General features: G+C 48.8%; 17 protein-coding genes and 1 tRNA gene. 15 read left to right on the top strand and 3 right to left on the bottom strand.

The features are described from left to right. The first annotated feature begins 1 nt into the window (after position 1). From GXX34_07550 to galU, 8 genes are all read left to right on the top strand, one after another. Positions 2–1,237 (top strand): aspartate kinase, encoded by a 1,236-nt coding sequence (locus GXX34_07550; protein HHW07371.1) that lies wholly within the window; start codon positions 2–4, stop codon positions 1,235–1,237. Positions 1,238–1,271: 34 nt separating this feature from the next. Beyond that, positions 1,272–1,348, top strand: a tRNA-Pro gene (locus GXX34_07555). A gap of 236 nt (positions 1,349–1,584) precedes the next feature. Then, entirely contained in the window at positions 1,585–2,742 is a 1,158-nt protein-coding gene (locus GXX34_07560) for a glycosyltransferase family 4 protein (protein ID HHW07372.1), read from the top strand. Continuing rightward, a complete protein-coding gene (locus tag GXX34_07565) occupies positions 2,726–4,933 on the top strand; it encodes a hypothetical protein (GenBank protein HHW07373.1) in 2,208 nt (735 codons plus the stop codon). Before GXX34_07560 ends, GXX34_07565 begins: the two co-directional genes overlap by 17 nt. Positions 4,934–5,007: 74 nt before the next feature. Further along, on the top strand, positions 5,008–5,385 hold the full coding sequence (locus GXX34_07570) for an S-adenosylmethionine decarboxylase proenzyme (protein ID HHW07374.1): 378 nt from the start codon (positions 5,008–5,010) through the stop codon (positions 5,383–5,385). Between the two features lie 184 nt (positions 5,386–5,569). After that, complete coding sequence (locus GXX34_07575; protein ID HHW07375.1) at positions 5,570–6,313, top strand: hypothetical protein; 744 nt, start codon at positions 5,570–5,572, stop codon at positions 6,311–6,313. 16 nt (positions 6,314–6,329) lie between these two features. Beyond that, positions 6,330–7,061, top strand: coding sequence for a demethylmenaquinone methyltransferase (locus GXX34_07580; protein ID HHW07376.1), 732 nt, complete (start codon positions 6,330–6,332; stop codon positions 7,059–7,061). Positions 7,062–7,095: 34 nt separating this feature from the next. After that, entirely contained in the window at positions 7,096–7,974 is an 879-nt protein-coding gene (galU, locus tag GXX34_07585) for a UTP--glucose-1-phosphate uridylyltransferase GalU (protein HHW07377.1), read from the top strand. Here the strand turns inward: galU and GXX34_07590 are convergent. Further along, positions 7,939–8,523 carry an NUDIX hydrolase gene (locus tag GXX34_07590; protein HHW07378.1) on the bottom strand — a complete coding sequence of 195 codons (585 nt, stop codon included), beginning with the start codon at positions 8,521–8,523 and terminating at the stop codon, positions 7,939–7,941. The genes galU and GXX34_07590 overlap by 36 nt on opposite strands. Before the next feature lie 139 nt (positions 8,524–8,662). Here GXX34_07590 and GXX34_07595 point away from each other — a divergent pair, with 139 nt between their 5' ends. From GXX34_07595 to hemL, 7 genes are all read left to right on the top strand, one after another. Next, positions 8,663–9,349, top strand: coding sequence for a metal-dependent hydrolase (locus GXX34_07595; protein HHW07379.1), 687 nt, complete (start codon positions 8,663–8,665; stop codon positions 9,347–9,349). A 171-nt stretch (positions 9,350–9,520) separates the two neighbouring features. Further along, the gene (locus GXX34_07600) at positions 9,521–10,135 is read left to right on the top strand and encodes a succinate dehydrogenase (protein ID HHW07380.1); all 615 of its coding nucleotides are present in this window, start codon (positions 9,521–9,523) and stop codon (positions 10,133–10,135) included. Positions 10,136–10,155: 20 nt separating this feature from the next. Then, positions 10,156–11,910, top strand: coding sequence for a succinate dehydrogenase flavoprotein subunit (gene sdhA / locus GXX34_07605; protein ID HHW07381.1), 1,755 nt, complete (start codon positions 10,156–10,158; stop codon positions 11,908–11,910). Continuing rightward, positions 11,910–12,656 (top strand): succinate dehydrogenase iron-sulfur subunit, encoded by a 747-nt coding sequence (gene sdhB / locus GXX34_07610; GenBank protein ID HHW07382.1) that lies wholly within the window; start codon positions 11,910–11,912, stop codon positions 12,654–12,656. The genes sdhA and sdhB overlap by 1 nt, the downstream gene beginning before the upstream one ends. Positions 12,657–12,777: 121 nt before the next feature. Then, on the top strand, positions 12,778–13,746 hold the full coding sequence (locus tag GXX34_07615) for a heptaprenyl diphosphate synthase (GenBank protein HHW07383.1): 969 nt from the start codon (positions 12,778–12,780) through the stop codon (positions 13,744–13,746). A 17-nt stretch (positions 13,747–13,763) separates the two neighbouring features. Next, positions 13,764–14,744: a porphobilinogen synthase gene (gene hemB / locus GXX34_07620; GenBank protein HHW07384.1), complete on the top strand. Its 981-nt coding sequence runs from the start codon at positions 13,764–13,766 to the stop codon at positions 14,742–14,744. A 4-nt stretch (positions 14,745–14,748) separates the two neighbouring features. After that, positions 14,749–16,041, top strand: coding sequence for a glutamate-1-semialdehyde 2,1-aminomutase (hemL, locus tag GXX34_07625; protein ID HHW07385.1), 1,293 nt, complete (start codon positions 14,749–14,751; stop codon positions 16,039–16,041). 39 nt (positions 16,042–16,080) lie between these two features. Here the strand turns inward: hemL and GXX34_07630 are convergent, their stop codons facing one another. Together GXX34_07630 and GXX34_07635 are read right to left on the bottom strand one after the other, a co-directional pair. After that, positions 16,081–16,401: an AzlD domain-containing protein gene (locus GXX34_07630; protein ID HHW07386.1), complete on the bottom strand. Its 321-nt coding sequence runs from the start codon at positions 16,399–16,401 to the stop codon at positions 16,081–16,083. Beyond that, complete coding sequence (locus GXX34_07635; GenBank protein HHW07387.1) at positions 16,377–17,120, bottom strand: AzlC family ABC transporter permease; 744 nt, start codon at positions 17,118–17,120, stop codon at positions 16,377–16,379. The genes GXX34_07630 and GXX34_07635 overlap by 25 nt, the downstream gene beginning before the upstream one ends. Position 17,121: the final 1 nt, after the last annotated feature.

The raw sequence follows: 17,121 nt of genomic DNA on the forward strand, positions 1-17,121 counted from the left end.
GATGAGTTTAGTGGTACAGAAATTTGGTGGTTCCTCAGTAGCAAATGCTGAAAGAATTAAGAATGTAGCGAAAAGAGTCATTGAGTATAAGAGTCAAGGCCATCAAGTGATCACCGTGGTTTCGGCCATGGGAGATTCTACTGACGAACTGATTGAACTGGCCAGGCAGATCAATGCAGACCCTTCGCCGCGGGAGATGGATATGCTCCTCGCCACCGGTGAACAGGTTTCCATCGCTTTGCTGGCCATGGCCATTGAAGCCGAGGGTTACAAGGTGATTTCTTTGACGGGTCCTCAAGCCGGGATCAAGACCGACGCCACCCACGGAAAGGCCAAAATCCTGGATGTGGACACGAAAAGATTGGAAGCCGAGTTGTCCCGCGGTAATATCATTATCGTAGCAGGTTTTCAAGGAATATCTGAGGACAATGATATTACCACTCTGGGCCGCGGCGGTTCCGATACCACAGCCGTAGCGTTGGCCGCTGCTCTTAACGCTGACGTTTGCGAGATATACACGGATGTTGACGGTGTTTACACTTCAGATCCCAGAGTGGTCCCTAACGCCGCCAAGCTACCTTACGTGTCTTACGATGAGATGTTGGAGTTGGCCAGCCTGGGAGCGGTAGTGCTGCAACCTCGTGCGGTAGAATTTGCCAAGTTGACCAACGTTAAACTTCACGTCCGGAGCAGTTTCAATCACACCGAAGGCACCATTGTTCAGGAGGTTGATGAGAATATGGAAAGAGCGATGGTTGTAACCGGGGTTGCCTGTGACAAGAACGTAACGAAGATTGCCGTTTTCGGCGTACCAGACAGGCCCGGTATCGCGTACCAATTGTTCAATGCCCTGGCTGGGGAAAATATTAATGTGGACATGATCATCCAAAGCCATGAAAAAGACGAAAGGAACGACATTTCCTTTACGGTAACCCGCGATGACAAGAAACATGCGGTAGCGATTGCCAAGAAAGTGGCGGACGAGATCGGCGCCGAGGGTGTGTCCTTTGATGACACCGTGGCGAAGGTCAGTATTGTAGGAGCCGGAATGACGACGAATCCGGGTGTCGCCGCTAAGATGTTTGAGGTGTTATATAAGCAAAACATCAACATCCAGATGATTTCCACCTCGGAGATTAAGATTTCCTGTGTCATTGACGAACAACAAGCAGACAGTGCCGTGGTGGCATTGCACGAAGCTTTTGGATTGGACCAACTTAATTTCATAAAGCCTTGACATAAGCCGCAAAACAGTGTATTATACTGGTTGTCGGGGCGTGGCTCAGCTTGGTAGAGCGCTACCTTGGGGTGGTAGAGGTCGCTGGTTCAAATCCAGTCGCTCCGACCATTTCTTTAATGAGACCTAATGGGTTTTTGGCAAAGTCCAAAAGCCCTTTTTCATTGGTTGCGTAAGGCGAAATGAGCATGCAAGAAGGTCGCTGTCCCCTAAACGTTGGGGGGCAGCGGCCTTTTTGCTTGTTTCGTTTATATTTGCGCCCCGGGCGACCACATGAAACATCGGCGTGTTTTTTTCGTTTCTTAGGGGATGATATATACTAGCTGGCAAAATAAGGAGAGACCTATATGGCACCTGTCAAAGTAGCGATCCTTACCCGCCCCGTGCAGGGCGGTATGCAAAAACATGTCTTGCAATTACTGCGGCATCTTGATCGTGACCGGTTTGACATCCATTGCATCGGTCCCTCTGGGTTGGCCCAAGCCGTTCATGGCTTTGCCATACCTCATTTGCATCTTGATATAAATGAGAGATTGCATCCCGTGGGCAAGGCGCAAGAAATTGGCAGGTTGGTTTCCTACCTGCAGGAACATCAAATTCAAATCCTTCATTGCCATGGAGTACAGGCCAGTCTGGTGGGCCGGCTGGCGGCCAGGTTGTCTCGCACGCCGGTAGTCATCTGCACCTATCACAATCTTATTTATGACCGTCCCTACCCAGCCTGGCAAAAACACTTGATAGCCATGAGCAATCGCCTGTTAAATTCCAACACCTACCAATTCATCGCGGTCTCCCAAGCCCTAAAACGGCAGTTAGTCGAACAGGAACGCATCTCACCGGATCAGATTGAAGTAATATACAACGGATTGGAGACAGAAGCCTTTCTGGATGAGAGACTCTTAAATCGATCCCTGTCTACGACCGGAAAACAGGTCATTGGTATGATGGGCCGCCTGGTAGAGGAAAAAGGTGCTGATTTATTCCTTCAATGCGCTTGCTTCATCAAAGAAAGTAAACCGGAAGCCGAGTTCTGGGTGGCCGGGGACGGACCCGAGCGGGGTAGGCTGGAGCAAAGAGCGGCGGAACTAGGTCTGCTGCCCAACATGAAGTTTTTCGGCATGCATGAGCGTCCAGTCCAACTCCTTGATGCTCTGGATGTGATAGTGGTCCCTTCCCGTACCGAAGGTTTTTCTATAGTCACGTTGGAAGCCATGGCCAGAGCAAAACCGGTGGTGGCTTTCCGAGTAGGGGCACTGCCGGAACTCATCATTCCCGGTCACACAGGCATACTGATTCCTCCATACGACACTTATCGCTTGTCACAAGCAGTGATACGCTTGCTTGATGAGCCTGCCTATGCTGCATATTTAGGATTCAATGGCTACTTGAGAGCCAAACAAAACTTTACCGTCCAAAACATGATTGCGCAAACGGAAGCTGTTTACCAAAAGGCACTGGCAAACTTGGAGAAGGGGAGGACGGATTCCCTTGCGGCTACAACTTAAGAGAGCATTAGCCCTGGCTATGGTTGCTTGCAGTCTTGTTTGGCATGCTTTCCCGGAGGCGGCCCAAGGCAAACCAGACAAACAAGTGATTTTTGTGATGGCTGATTATTTAACTTTAAATGACTTGTTGTCAGAAGAGGCCGTATTCCTGCAGGAAGCAGCTCTCAAGAGTACCGTTGGCCTCATGAATACCAATACAGCCCATAGTACCCGCACCCATCCCCACACCCATGCCACGATCAGCGCCGGCAGGCCGGCGGTGGGGGGACCCGGTTATGTGCTGGCTTACCCGGCCCGGGAAAGGATGGATGGAGAAACAGCAGGATCCCTTTATACCAGATATACGGGTAATACACCTAAAGAAACTGATGTGCTGGTGCTCAATTGGCCCCAGATCCAGCGCGCCAACGGAAACCTGCGCCCGCCTGCACCATTACCCGGCTTATTGGGGGAGAAACTGAAGGATGCCGGTCTATCCGTAGCGATTTTGGGCAACTCTGACACTCCGGCTGCGGTCCATCGCCCGGCAGGACTGATTGCCAGCGATCTCGAGGGCATTATACCATCCGGTCAAGTCGGCGGAGACATTACCCGTCCTGCGAAGGGCTTTCTCCCTTTTCGTACCGACTACCAAGCGCTGTTGGAGCAAACACTGGCGACTTTGGAAACCGCCAGCTTGGTAGTCATCGACACCGGAGACCTGTTCCGGCTTGAAAGCACCCGGCATTACGGTTCTGAAGACGTGGTGCTGCGAGACCGGAAGACTATTATCAAAGATATCAATGACTTTTACCATGAGCTATACCAGAGGGTGAATCCGGAGAACACCCTTTTGATCCTGGCTTCAACCACGCCATCCCCGGCCCAGTTACAGCAAAAGGACTTTCTAGTGCCAATAATCATCTCAAACAGCCGGTTAGCACCTGGGCTCGTATACAGCAATACCACCCGCAGGCCCGGCTTGATCACTAATACAGACTTAACAGCCAGTATTCTGGCCTTTTTGGGCATTGAGCCCACGCCGCAGGTAACCGGCCAACCAGTCTCAGGTGTGTCTTTTGACCGGGGAAACCCCTGGCGTTATCTTGCGGAGATGCACGAAGAAATGCTGTTCACTTACCAAAATCGTCCCAACATCATTAAGCCTTATATAGGTCTCCAGATCATAACCATCTTTGGTGCTATTCCCATGTTCTTTAAGCCACATAAAGCTATTCCTTATTACCGGTACCTGCTGGTTCTCATGGCAGCCGGCCCGGCGGCTCTTTTACTGGTAGAACTGTTCACCCATGAAAACCTTGTTGTATATAGTATAATATTAGCATTATTGGCTGCCTTACTGGCTTTATTGTGCAACGGCCTGTTTCCCGATAGAAGTATTCGCCCGTTTGTCCTGTTAAGCATGCTCACGGCAGGGTTAATCATTGCCGATCTTGCTGCCGGTTCGTTCTTGATGAAACAGTCTTTATTGGGCTACGATCCCATTGCCGGGGCACGTTATTACGGTATTGGCAATGAATACATGGGAGTGTTAGTAGGTTCCTCTTTTATGGGATTTGGTGTATATTTCCATGAACGGAAAGCACCCATCAGTATACTCCTTAGCATAGTCTATTTTAGCTTGCTAATCTGGCTTATGTTCGCCGCAGATTTCGGCACCAACCTAGGAGGTACCATCACTTTACTGGTGGCCTGCGGCTGTTGGTTTTGGCGCTGGCAAAAAGACAATATAAAACAACACTTCGGCTATTCATGTCTTCTGTGCCTGGTCATCTTAGGTTTCGTCATCACTGTCGGTTTGGGATTCCAGCATGACCGGCCTTCTCACATCGGGAGAACGGTACAATTGGTGCAGCAAGAAGGGCTTCAGGAGCTCTGGTACATCATGCTGCGAAAACTGGAAATGAATTTAAAGTTGATTCGCTATACACCTTGGACGAAAGTCTTCCTGGCAGCTTTACTGGCTGTGGGAATCTTGTTGTACAAACCGGCCGGTTTCATGAAACGATTATTTGACAAACGCCGACCCATCTATGAAGCCTCCATCGCCATACTATTAGGAAGTATGACCGCTTTGGTATGGAACGATTCAGGCATTGTAGCCGCAGCGACCGCCATGATTTTCTGCGTTTACCCTTTGTTGAGTCTAGCCTTAAGTGACATTGACGGGCAGCGGAGAAAGATAAGCTAAGTAGAATTTTGTTGACAAACATTATCGAGGTGATTACAATTGAATTTGATTGATATAAAAAGGAGGAATGATAATTGAACGCATTGGGCCGCCACATCTTAGCTGAAATCTACGGGTGCGATTTCAGTATTCTAAACGACATCAAGAAAGTAGAAGAGATTATGGTCAATGCCGCTTTGGAAGCCGGTGCCGAGGTACGTGAGTTCGTCTTCCACAAGTTCAGCCCGCAGGGTGTCAGTGGCGTAGTTGTGATTTCCGAATCCCATTTGGCCATCCACACTTGGCCTGAGTTGGGTTACGCGGCTGTTGATGTGTTTACTTGCGGCGAACGGGTTAATCCGTGGGATGCCTGCAGATTTCTCACTGAACAATTTAAAGCTCAACATGTTGACGCAAGGGAAGTAGAACGCGGTGTCATCATACCTCCTCACCGGCAAGCGGTAAATCAATAGGAGGGATATTTATTTTATTCAATTTAAAAAACAAGCTTTAACGTAAGCCTTGCAGTACTACGGGAGAGTATTGTAAGGCTTATATTTATTCTCGCATTCCCACACTGCTTAACAGAAGGAATTTAACAGTGAGTCGAGAATAGATCAAAATACTGCTTGTTAAAGTCAGGAAGGAGCGCTATCCTTGGAAACCGTGTTTCCTAAGATTCTGTTACCTTTAAAGAAGGACTTAGAGCAAGTGGAACAAAGGATGCACCAAGAAATGAAACTTAAAGCGGGACATATCTCCCAGTTTATTAACCTGCAGCTGCACTGGTGGGACAGGTACCTGCACCCGGCGGTATTGATCCTGTCCGGTCGCATGTTTGGCTATACCCATCCGAAAATGCTTTACCTGGCCTGTGTGGTACAGTTTATTCACATTGCCACCGGTATCCATTACAGGGAATATGACCAGCGACCGGGATTACCGGTCTTAATTGGTGACTATTTTTATGCCAAGTTTTTTAGTTACCTCTGTAATGTCGAGGCCCTGGAATGGCTGCCGGAGCTAGCTCAAGTCATCAACGACGTTCACGATGCCGGGATAAGAGAAACGGAAAACCAAGAATCCCTATCATCAAATGTGGACAGCTATATTAGTTTACTCAAGAAACAATCAAGTCTCTTAGGTACATGCAGTACTTTTGGTGTTAAAGCGACGGGAAGCAATACTATCTACGAAACCCCGCTCAAAACTTTTGGGCTTAATCTTGGTGCAGCTCTAAAACTGGTCAAGCAAAAGCAACACCTGCCTCATGCCAGGCAGCTCTTGTCCGATGCGGAAAAAGAACTTAGCAAACTGCCGGACAAGACTGAAAAAACTATTTTATGGGGATTGTTGGACGCTTGTCAAGAGGAATTACACCAGGTTTGTTTAGCGGGTTAGGAAAAGGAGTTTGTGCATGAAATTACCAGGTGTATATCAGAGCAAGAACAAGGAAGAATACGTTCACCAGATCTTTTCATCCATTGCTTCAAAATATGACTGGATGAACACCGTCATGACATTCAACCGGGACAAGTACTGGCGACGGTTTACCGTAGAACAAGCCAACCTCTCCGAAGGCAGCACGGCCCTCGATGTTTGCTGCGGCACGGGTAAACTGTGTTTAGAACTGGCGAAAAAAGTCGGGAAGACAGGTAAAGTCATAGGATTGGATTTCTGTGAAAATATGCTGCGGGTGGCGGACAAAAACTTAAGCAAGCACCCGCTGGGTTCCCAAATCGAACTGGTACACGGAAACGCAATGGATTTGCCTTTTCCCGACAATACCTTTGATTGCGCTACCATCGGTTTTGCCCTCAGGAATGTGCCAGATATCACTCAGACTTTGCAAGAAATGATGCGGGTAGTAAAGCCGGGCGGGAAAGTGATTTCCCTGGAACTGGCCAAGCCGTCAGCCCCCGTATTTAAACAGCTATTCTGGCTTTATTTTGAAAAATTCGTGCCCCTCTTGGGCAGGTTTAGGGTTGGCGTTGACGGGCCCTATAGTTATTTGCCTTATTCCGTCAAGATTTTCCCTCATCAAAAGGAAATCAAGGACCTCTTTACCAACATCGGGTTGAAAGACGCTGCCTATTATGAATTAACAGGGGGCATCGTGGCCGTTCATGTAGGCACAAAACCCCAGTAAGTTTAAGAGGAATATAGCGCTGGAGGCTGTTTAGATGAAGATAAAGAAAGCAATCATCCCGGCGGCCGGTTTAGGGACGCGTTTTTTACCTGCTACTAAGGCACAACCGAAGGAAATGCTGCCCGTGGTGGACAAGCCCGCCATTCAATTCATTATTGAGGAAGCCGTGGCTTCAGGTATTGAAGACATTTTGATCATTACCGGCCGGAATAAAAGAGCCATCGAAGACCATTTTGATCACTCGGTGGAACTGGAGCTAATCTTGGAACAAAAAGGCGACACTAAGCATTTAGAAGAGATCCGTCGAATTTCGGCACTGGCGGACATTCATTATGTCAGGCAGAAAGAAGCAAAGGGCCTGGGACACGCCATCTATTGCGGCAGGAAATTTATCGGCAATGAACCTTTCGCCGTCCTGCTGGGAGATGATATCGTCGTCAATCCCGAACCATGTTTAAAGCAGCTGATCCATACTTACCAGCAAGTGGGTGGAAATGTCATAGGGATTAGGCCGGTCCCCAAAGAACAAGTCAGTAGTTATGGGATAGTAGCATCGAAGGTCATTGCCCCGTCCATGCACCAAATAACAGACTTAGTGGAAAAACCGGCCCTTAATCAGGCTCCTTCTAATCTCGCCATCATGGGCCGCTACATATTGCAGCCGGAGATATTTGACATCCTGGCAGCAATTCCGCCGGGTCGCAATGGAGAAATCCAGCTTACCGATGCCTTGAAAGAACTGCTCCAGCACCAATCCATTACCGGATATGAGTTTCAAGGCAAAAGATACGATGTAGGCGACAAATTGGGCTTTTTGATTGCCACGGTAGAAATAGCGTTAACCCGAGAAGAAGTGGCGGAAGGATTTCGCAGCTATTTAAAACAAGCAGCTGCCCGGCTGTTCACCGAGTAATTGGGCCACGGCATCCGTTAGGAATACCCGGTAATGAAACAACTTCGCCGGGCTTTTGCTTAAGTTGTCTCTGATTGGACCCTGCAATTCTTTCCAGCTAACCCATTTCACTTCTTTTATTTCCTTCGTATCAATGGGTTTCATCAGAGTCGTCAGGGGAGCGGCTGTAAAAATGTGACTCACCCAGGGTACGGCTATCCGGTCGCACTTAAATGTCACATTAATTCTCAAAATATATTGCTTGATATCAATTCTGATCCCTGTTTCTTCAAAAGCTTCTCGATACATGCCTTGCAGCACATCTTCCCCTGGATTGACACCACCGCTGGGAGCTCTGTAAAATCCGGGTGGATGGCTGTGTTTGCTGATCACTGCTACCCGGTTGTCACGATCAATAATAAAAAAGGTAAAGTCATGAGCCCGCCCGTGTTTTTGACTGGCTCTGAGCATGGTCATTTCCGGAGATGTAATGAAGTGGTCCATGGTTATTTCTTTGGGGGTTCCGAATTGGAGTTCTAAATCTTTGATAGCTCCCGCCGGAATATACATTGATTTATAAAACCTCCTGTTCTGCCTGATCACCAGTCTTATTCTAACAGAATTATCAACGAGGAAAAACCGGTATTGTTGCCAGGTTGGACTAGTTCATTGTAAACTATATTATGATTATGAAAAGGAGGTGGAGGAAGTGGTTTCTGTTCATTTTTTCGGTCATTCCTGCTTTGCTTTGGAAACATCCCGGCACAAATTGGTGATCGATCCGTGGTTTACTGATAATCCACTTACCGATGTAAAGCCGGAGGAAGTGGAATGTGATTACTTGCTGGTGACCCATGGACATTTTGATCATCTGGGTGATGCCGTCGCCATTGCCAAGAGAACCGGAGCAACCATCATCGGTGTCGCCGAACTGGCCACCTATTGCGCCAACCAGGGAGCCAAGGCCCATGGGATGCACATCGGCGGAAGCTACCGGTTTCCCTTTGGCCGCCTCCAGTTGACACCCGCTTGGCACGGATCTTCGATCCTGGGAGACAACATTTACTTGGGCTGCCCCTGCGGTTTCATCGTAGAATTGGAGGGTAAATACATATATCACGGAGGTGATACCGGTCTTTTCGGCGACATGGAGCTTATCGGCCAAAAATATCCCATTGATGTAGCCTTGCTGCCCATTGGAGATAATTATGTCATGGGCCCGGAAGATGCGGCGAGAGCCGTTAAACTGATCCGGCCCAAGACAGTCGTTCCCATGCACTACAACACATTTGACATTATCAAACAAGATCCTGAACTATTTAAACAGCAGGTAGAAGCAACCACCAACAGCCGCTGTCTCATCCTCCGGCCGGGAGAAACCTTTCATCTTGAGTAATTGGCGTCCTTGACCCCTATTTTCCCATAGGGGTTTTTTCTTTCATTTTTGTTCATAAAGGTCAAGGAAAGTAGCTTGCACCACAGGAGGAGTTTCCAGCCGTTTAGAGAATATTTATGAGTGTTATAATATTCTGTCATATTTGAAAAACTTGCGAAAGGAGTTGTATTCATGGATTTGGAGAAGCATCATTATTTTATCCGTAAGCTGCATTCTTTGTCCGGCATTCTACCCGTCGGTATTTTCCTACTGGAACACCTGACCATTAACAGCTTAAGCATGTTGGGTTCCGACACCTACAACAAAGCCATCGCTATCTTGCACAGCATTCCGTTTCTACCGGTAGTGGAAATCCTGTTGATCGCCGTTCCCATTGCCTTCCATGCCCTGTATGGTTTGTGGATCGTTTACCTGGCAAAAAATAACGCACTCACTTACACATATTACCGTAACTGGCTGTTCTATCTACAAAGAGTGACTGCCGTCATCACATTCATTTACGTCCTTTATCATACTTACACCCTCAGCATCAGCAGGGTCTTGTTTGGTCTGGAAATCAGCTTTAACACCATGACCACGGTCTTATCCAATCCCTGGGTGCTGGCATTTTACATTATAGGCCTGGTGGCTGCCGTTTACCATTTTGCCAACGGGCTGGCAACATTTCTCATTACCTGGGGTGTCACTGTAGGCCCGTTTTCCCAAAAGGTCGCTACGATTATCTCAGGCATCATGTTTGTCGTTCTCTCGTTAATGGGTATCCAATCTCTGTTTGCCTTTATCTAGAAAGACAGGAGGAATAAGTTATGGCACCACAAAAGGTAATTGTAGTGGGCGGGGGACTGGCCGGATTAATGGCTACCCTGCGCATTGCCGAAAAAGGTTATCATGTGGATTTGTTTTCCCTGGTTCCCGTGAAACGTTCTCACTCCCTATGTGCCCAAGGGGGCATCAACGCGGCCCTGAATACTAAAGGAGAAGGGGACTCCACCTGGGAACATTTTTACGATACCATTTACGGCGGTGATTTCCTGGCCGACCAGCCGCCGGTCAAAGCCATGTGCGAAGCCGCGCCCGGCATCATTCATCTGTATGACCGTATGGGCGTAGTGTTCAGCCGGACTCCGGAAGGTCTGTTAGACCTGCGCTTGTTTGGCGGCGTCAAAAAGAGGCGGACTGTTTTCGCCGGCGGAACTACCGGCCAACAGCTCTTATACGGTTTGGATTCCCAAGTACGCCGGTTCGAAGACAAAGGCCTCGTCACCAAGTATGAAGGCTGGGAATTCTTATCTGCCGTCATCGACAGTCAGGGCATTTGCCGGGGCATTGTCGCCCAAGACTTGACGACCATGGAGATTCAGGCATTTGCCGCTGACGCGGTTCTGCTGGCCACAGGCGGCGCGGGTATGATTTACGGACGGAGTACCAATTCCGTCATCTGTACCGGAGCCGCAGCGGGCAGGGTTTACCTCCAAGGTGTGGAATTTGCCAACGGGGAGTTCGTCCAATTCCATCCTACAGGCATGTTGGGCGATGACAAGACCAGGCTCATGTCAGAAGCCTCCCGCGGGGAGGGTGGCCGGGTTTGGACTTATAAAGACGGGAAACCGTGGTACTTCCTGGAAGAATGGTATCCGGCTTACGGCAATCTAGTACCGCGGGATATTGCTTCCCGGGCCATTTATAAAGTGTGCGTGGAAATGGGACTGGGTATAGATGGGAAAAACCAGGTTTACCTGGACCTGACCCATTTGGACCCGGAATTCTTGGAAAACCGCCTCGGCGGCATTCTGGAGATCTATGAACAATTCACAGGGGAAGACCCCCGCAAGGTACCCATGAAGATTTTCCCGGCACCCCATTACTTTATGGGCGGCATCTATGTAGATTGGAATCACATGACAGGCATACCCGGTTTGTTTGCCGCCGGTGAGTGCGATTACATGTATCACGGCGCCAATCGTTTGGGAGCCAATTCATTGCTTTCCGCCAGTTACAGCGGATATGTGGTGGGGCCAAAAATAGTTGAATACGTTAAGAACCTGAACCGCAGTGCCGGCGATGTGCCTCAGTCCATTTTTGAACAAGAAAAGCAGCGGCAAATTGAATTAGATGAAGCCGTTTATAAGATGGACGGATATGAGGATCCTTACAAGCTCCATGAGGAACTCGGCGACAACATGATGACCAATGTCGGTGTTATCCGATATAACAATAATTTGATGAAAGCTGATGAGAAAATCTTAGAACTCATGGATCGTTACAAGCGCATCAAGTTATCCGACACCGGCCGGTGGGCCAACCAGACGGTCATGTTTATTAAACAATTATGGCCTATGCTGGAATTGGCCAGAGTAATTGCGCTGGGAGCTTTGCAACGAAATGAAAGCCGGGGAGCTCATTATAAACCTGAATATCCGGAACGGAACGACGAGGAATGGCTGAAAACCACCCGGGCCCGGTGGACACCGGACGGGCCGGAGTTCAGTTATTCCGATGTAGATGTGTCTTTGATTACGCCGGTGAAAAGACGGTACGACGTAGCCAGAGGTGAAAAGTAATGTCCAAATATATTCATTTGAAAATCAAACGACAAGACGGCCCCAACGAGCCGCCTCGCTGGGAAGAGTTTAAGATTCCTTATAAACCAAACATGAATGTGGTGTCAGTGCTAATGGAACTGCGCAAAGACCCGGTCAATGCTTTCGGGCAAAAAACAACGCCGGTGGTATGGGACTGCGCTTGTTTAGAAGAGGTTTGCGGTGCCTGCACCATGTTGATTAACGGCAAACCCCGCCAAGCTTGTTCAGCATTAATAGACCAGTTACCGCAGCCGATTATCCTGGCGCCTTTGACCAAGTTTCCCGTCATTCGAGACCTTAAAGTGGACCGGCAAATCATGTTCGAACACCTGAAAAAGGTAAAAGCCTGGGTCAATATTGACGGTTCCTTCGACTTGGGGAGAGGACCGCGCCAGTCGGAACACCAGCGGAAAATCGCTTATCAATTATCCCGGTGCATGACCTGCGGCTGCTGTATGGAGGCCTGCCCCAATGTAAACAGCAAATCAGAGTTTATGGGCGCGGCCCCCTTCGGTCAAGTACGGCTGTTCAACATGCATCCCCTGGGTCAAATGGACAAACACGAACGGTTAGAAGCCATTATGGGGAAAGGCGGCATCGTTGATTGCGGCAATTCGCAAAACTGCGTGCAAGTTTGCCCGAAAAATGTGCCTTTGACCACCTCCATTGCCGAATTGAACCGGGAAACCACCATCTACAGCTTCTCTAAATGGTTTAGCAAATAAATAACTGTCATATTGCCCGCACAAGCGGGCTTTTTATTTCAAATCTATTGCAGGATTCAAGATGTTGAGGCAGAATAGACTCTAAACGAACTGAAACACGCATTATGGGAGCGGAGGTACCATGCTCGACATTGAGTTCCTCAATGGCATAAAATCTGATCTAAAAATTGTAGAAAGCCGGCTCGCGGAATACGTCCAGTCCTCATCACCGCTTTTGACAAAGGCTTCCTTGCATCTCTTTAAAGCAGGTGGGAAAAGATTAAGACCTGCTTTTGCTTTGTTAGCAGGCAAGTGTTGTGGTGGAAGCCTGGAACGTTTATTACCTTTAGCGGTGGCCCTGGAACTGATTCATATGGCGTCTCTGGTACACGATGATGTTATTGATAACTCTCTGACCCGTCGCGGTATTCCCACGGTAAAGGCACAATGGGGGGATAAGGTATCGCTGCATACCGGGGATTACCTTTTTGCCAAGTCTCTTTTGTTGATCGCCCAGTATAAGAACTTCCGTATCGCTAAAATCCTGGCTGATGTAAGCGTCGAAATGTGCTTGGGAGAAATCCAACAGATCGTTACCGCTTTTGACCTGAACCAGTCCCTACGAGACTATTTTTATCGCATCAAGAGAAAAACGGCGATGCTGATTTCCGCCAGCTGCCAGCTTGGTGCAGTAGCCAGCAACGCTGACCCTGTATTGGAACGTTCCCTTACCAAATATGGGCATTATTTAGGCATGGCATTTCAGATCACCGATGATATTTTAGATATTGTTGCCGATGAAGATGAGTTGGGCAAGCCCGTAGGCAGTGACCTGCGCCAGGGCATTATCACGCTGCCCACTATCTATGCCCTCAAACATTCCAAGGATGCGGAGCAACTGGCGGCCATTATTTCCAATCGACAAAAAACGAACCGTGATATTGAAACGGCCATCGCCATCATCAAGGAATGCGGTGCCATTGAATACTCATTTAATATTGCGCAAGCCTATATCAAAAAGGCTAAGACTGAACTGAAAAACATTCCTTCGCCTGACCATCGAGAAACTCTTACTCGCCTGGCCGATTTCGTCCAGGTCCGCAAATTTTAAGGTAAGGAGGTCTAAAGATGGCATTTCCTGTACATCGCATGCGTCGCCTTAGAAAATCTCCGGCTTTAAGAGAAATGGTGAGAGAAACCCAGCTGGCCAAATCAGATCTAATGTATCCCATGTTCGTTATCGACGGCAAAAAGGTCAGGAATGAAGTGCCGTCTCTACCCGGTGTTTACCAGTTGTCGGTAGATGAACTGTTGCGGGAAGTAGAGTTAGTCGTAGAAAAAGGAATCAAGTCAATTCTGCTCTTCGGTATTCCGGCTAATAAAGATGAAGTTGGCAGTGAAGCATATCATGAAGAGGGGATCGTGCAGCGGGCCGTCAGGGCTATGAAAAAGAACTTTCCCGATCTTCTGGTCGCCACCGACGTGTGTCTCTGTGAATACTCCAGCCATGGTCATTGTGGCCTAATCAAAGACGGATACGTGGTCAACGATCTGACCTTGGAGCTGCTGGCCAATGTTGCCCTTTCCCATGCGGAAGCCGGAGCCGATATCGTCGCTCCTTCAGACATGATGGACGGCAGGGTTGGCGCAATCCGCTGCAATTTGGATGAAAACGGTTTTCACGAGATACCTATCATGGCTTACTCCGCCAAATACGCATCCGCCTTCTACGGTCCTTTCCGGGATGCGGCAGATTCAGCACCTAAATTCGGTGACCGGACTACTTACCAAATGGACCCGGCCAATACCAACGAAGCCATGCGAGAAATTGCCCTGGACATTGAAGAAGGGGCTGACATCATTATGGTCAAACCCGGCCTTTCTTATTTGGATGTGGTACGGCGGGCAAGACAAGAGTTCAATGTCCCCCTGGCGGTCTACAATGTCAGCGGCGAATACGCCATGGTCAAGGCGGCGGCGCGAAACGGCTGGATCGATGAAGCTCGCATTGTCATGGAAATACTATTGAGTATGAAGCGGGCCGGGGCGGACATCATCATTACTTATCATGCTTTAGAGGCAGCCAAATGGTTGGAGGAAAGGAGTTAAGATCATGGCAACCTTGGTCAAATCCCTAAGCCTATTTCAAGAAGCACAACAGTATATTCCCGGTGGCGTCAACAGCCCGGTAAGGGCTTTTAAATCCGTGGGACTAAACCCTCCCTTTATTGCAAAAGGCGAAGGCTCCAGAATTTATGACGTTGACGGCAACTGTTACATCGACTATGTGGGTTCTTGGGGACCGTTAATTCTGGGGCACCGGCATCCCCAAGTCGTCGAGGCGTTGACCAAATGCCTGGAAATCGGGACAAGCTTTGGCGCCCCCACGGAAATTGAAACCGAATTAGCCAAATTACTGGTGGAAAGCCTGCCATCTGTGGAAATGGTACGCATGGTCAATTCCGGTACGGAAGCCACCATGAGCGCGCTACGGCTGGCCCGCGCTTATACCAAAAGAGACAAGATCGTCAAGTTCGAAGGTTGTTATCATGGTCATGCGGATCACCTCCTCATCAAAGCCGGTTCCGGCGCCCTAACTCTTGGTGTGCCAACGAGTCCAGGCGTTCCGGCCAGTATCGGTGCCAACACCATCGTAGCTCCATATAATGACCTGGACACTTTAGAAAAAATCTTCCGGCAAGAAGGAGAAAATATTGCCGCCGTCATACTGGAACCCATTGCCGGCAACATGGGATGCGTTCCCCCTGTGGCCGGGTTCCTCCAAGGCCTGCGGCAGCTGACCAGAGCATATGGTGCTTTATTGATCTTTGACGAGGTAATGACGGGTTTTAGAGTTGCTTTTGGCGGGGCGCAAAACCTTTACAACGTAGAACCGGATTTGACTACCCTAGGGAAGATTATCGGCGGCGGATTGCCGGTAGGCGCCTATGGGGGCAAACGGGAAATCATGGAAATGGTAGCTCCACAAGGACCCGTTTATCAGGCAGGCACTTTATCAGGCAATCCCCTAGCCATGACGGCGGGATTAACCACATTGCGCATCCTGCAGGAACCCGGTGTTTATGAAGAATTAGAGAGAAAATCACAGCAGCTGGAAAACGGCCTCAAAGAAGCCGCCCGTGCCGCCGGCATAACAACCACTTTCAACCGGGTCGGTTCCATGTTTACCACTTTCTTTACCAATCAACCGGTCGTTGATTTAACCACTGCTACTACTTCAGATACCAAAGCCTTTGCCCAGTTCTTTAAATCAATGCTGGAGCAGGGGATTTACCTCGCCCCGTCCCAATTTGAAGCAGCCTTTGTCTCCTTAGCCCATTCCGATGAAGACATCGATCGGACCATCGAGGCAGCAGCAAATGCTTTCCGGCAGGTGCGCCGCTAGAAAAACAAAGGAAGGAGTGTCGCTGAGACACTCCTCTGTTTATATCCATAGTTGCACCAGAGCAAAGCACCCCATGCCGCCAACCAGAGCCCAGATCATGCTCTTGGTTTTCACCGCAATCAGCAGGGTAGGTATGGCGGACAGCAGGTAAGGATTGCGGTATGTTAACAGCAATTCTCCATCATGCAAAAACAAGTCCGGCGTCAATAGTGCCGCCAGAACGGCCGCCGGGATAAAACTCAACCATTTCACCAACCAGGGAGGGAACTCCATGTTACTGAACAGCAGCAGAGGTAAAGCTCTGGGAAGATAAGAAACAATTGCCATACCCAAAATCATGAGCAGGACTTGCCCTTCCATTGATCAATCACCACCCCTAAAGTTGCCCCGACCACGGTGGCCAGCATGACATGCCAATTACCTGGAATCAGCATTTTGGCCAGCAAGGAAGTGAGACCCGCACCACAGGCTGCCATAAAGACGATCTTGTTTTTTACCTGCCCGACCAACAAAGCAATAAACATAGCGGGCAGGGCGAAATTGAGACCGAACCGGGATGGTTCATGAATCAAATTGCCAAGGGCCGCCCCTAATCCGGAACTGCAAACCCAGGCAAAATGGCTCGTCATATTCAGCCCTAAATGAAAAGGCCAGGACGGCTCATGCTCTTCATAATGATTGCTGGCCATAACGAAAGTCTCATCCGTGATTTCGGCGGCAATGACGGCCAGCTTGTGCTTTGACCAACCTTTTAACTTAGGCTGCAATGCCATACCCATCAGCAACATGCGCAAATTAACCAAGAATGTAGTGGCAATTATGGCAATCATGTCCACACCGGCTTTAAACAAACTAATGGCAATGTACTGCCCTGCCCCTGCAAAAACCAAAAAAGACATAGCCACAGCTTCAACTACATTCAAACCTGCATCCCTTGCCAGAACACCAAAAGCCAGTCCCAGAGGGAAATACCCCAAGACGATGGGCAAAGCAGCTCTACTACCTAAAGCAAATCCTTGCCAAAACACATGATCACCTGCTAGAATCACATTGATGTCAATATGTACTAATTCTATCAAA

The sequence above is a fragment of the Clostridia bacterium genome, from assembly GCA_012840125.1.
Taxonomy (GTDB): domain Bacteria; phylum Bacillota; class DULZ01; order DULZ01; family DULZ01; genus DULZ01.

Excerpts from the sequence above, each read along its gene's own strand:
- GXX34_07550 (HHW07371.1), top strand. The coding sequence starts at position 2 with ATGAGTTTAGTGGTACAGAAATTTGGTGGTTCCTCAGTAGCAAATGCT.
- GXX34_07560 (HHW07372.1), top strand. The coding sequence starts at position 1,585 with ATGGCACCTGTCAAAGTAGCGATCCTTACCCGCCCCGTGCAGGGCGGT.
- GXX34_07580 (HHW07376.1), top strand. The coding sequence starts at position 6,330 with ATGAAATTACCAGGTGTATATCAGAGCAAGAACAAGGAAGAATACGTT.
- galU (HHW07377.1), top strand. The coding sequence starts at position 7,096 with ATGAAGATAAAGAAAGCAATCATCCCGGCGGCCGGTTTAGGGACGCGT.
- GXX34_07590 (HHW07378.1), bottom strand. The coding sequence starts at position 8,523 with ATGTATATTCCGGCGGGAGCTATCAAAGATTTAGAACTCCAATTCGGA.
- GXX34_07600 (HHW07380.1), top strand. The coding sequence starts at position 9,521 with ATGGATTTGGAGAAGCATCATTATTTTATCCGTAAGCTGCATTCTTTG.
- sdhA (HHW07381.1), top strand. The coding sequence starts at position 10,156 with ATGGCACCACAAAAGGTAATTGTAGTGGGCGGGGGACTGGCCGGATTA.
- sdhB (HHW07382.1), top strand. The coding sequence starts at position 11,910 with ATGTCCAAATATATTCATTTGAAAATCAAACGACAAGACGGCCCCAAC.
- GXX34_07615 (HHW07383.1), top strand. The coding sequence starts at position 12,778 with ATGCTCGACATTGAGTTCCTCAATGGCATAAAATCTGATCTAAAAATT.
- hemB (HHW07384.1), top strand. The coding sequence starts at position 13,764 with ATGGCATTTCCTGTACATCGCATGCGTCGCCTTAGAAAATCTCCGGCT.
- hemL (HHW07385.1), top strand. The coding sequence starts at position 14,749 with ATGGCAACCTTGGTCAAATCCCTAAGCCTATTTCAAGAAGCACAACAG.
- GXX34_07630 (HHW07386.1), bottom strand. The coding sequence starts at position 16,401 with ATGGAAGGGCAAGTCCTGCTCATGATTTTGGGTATGGCAATTGTTTCT.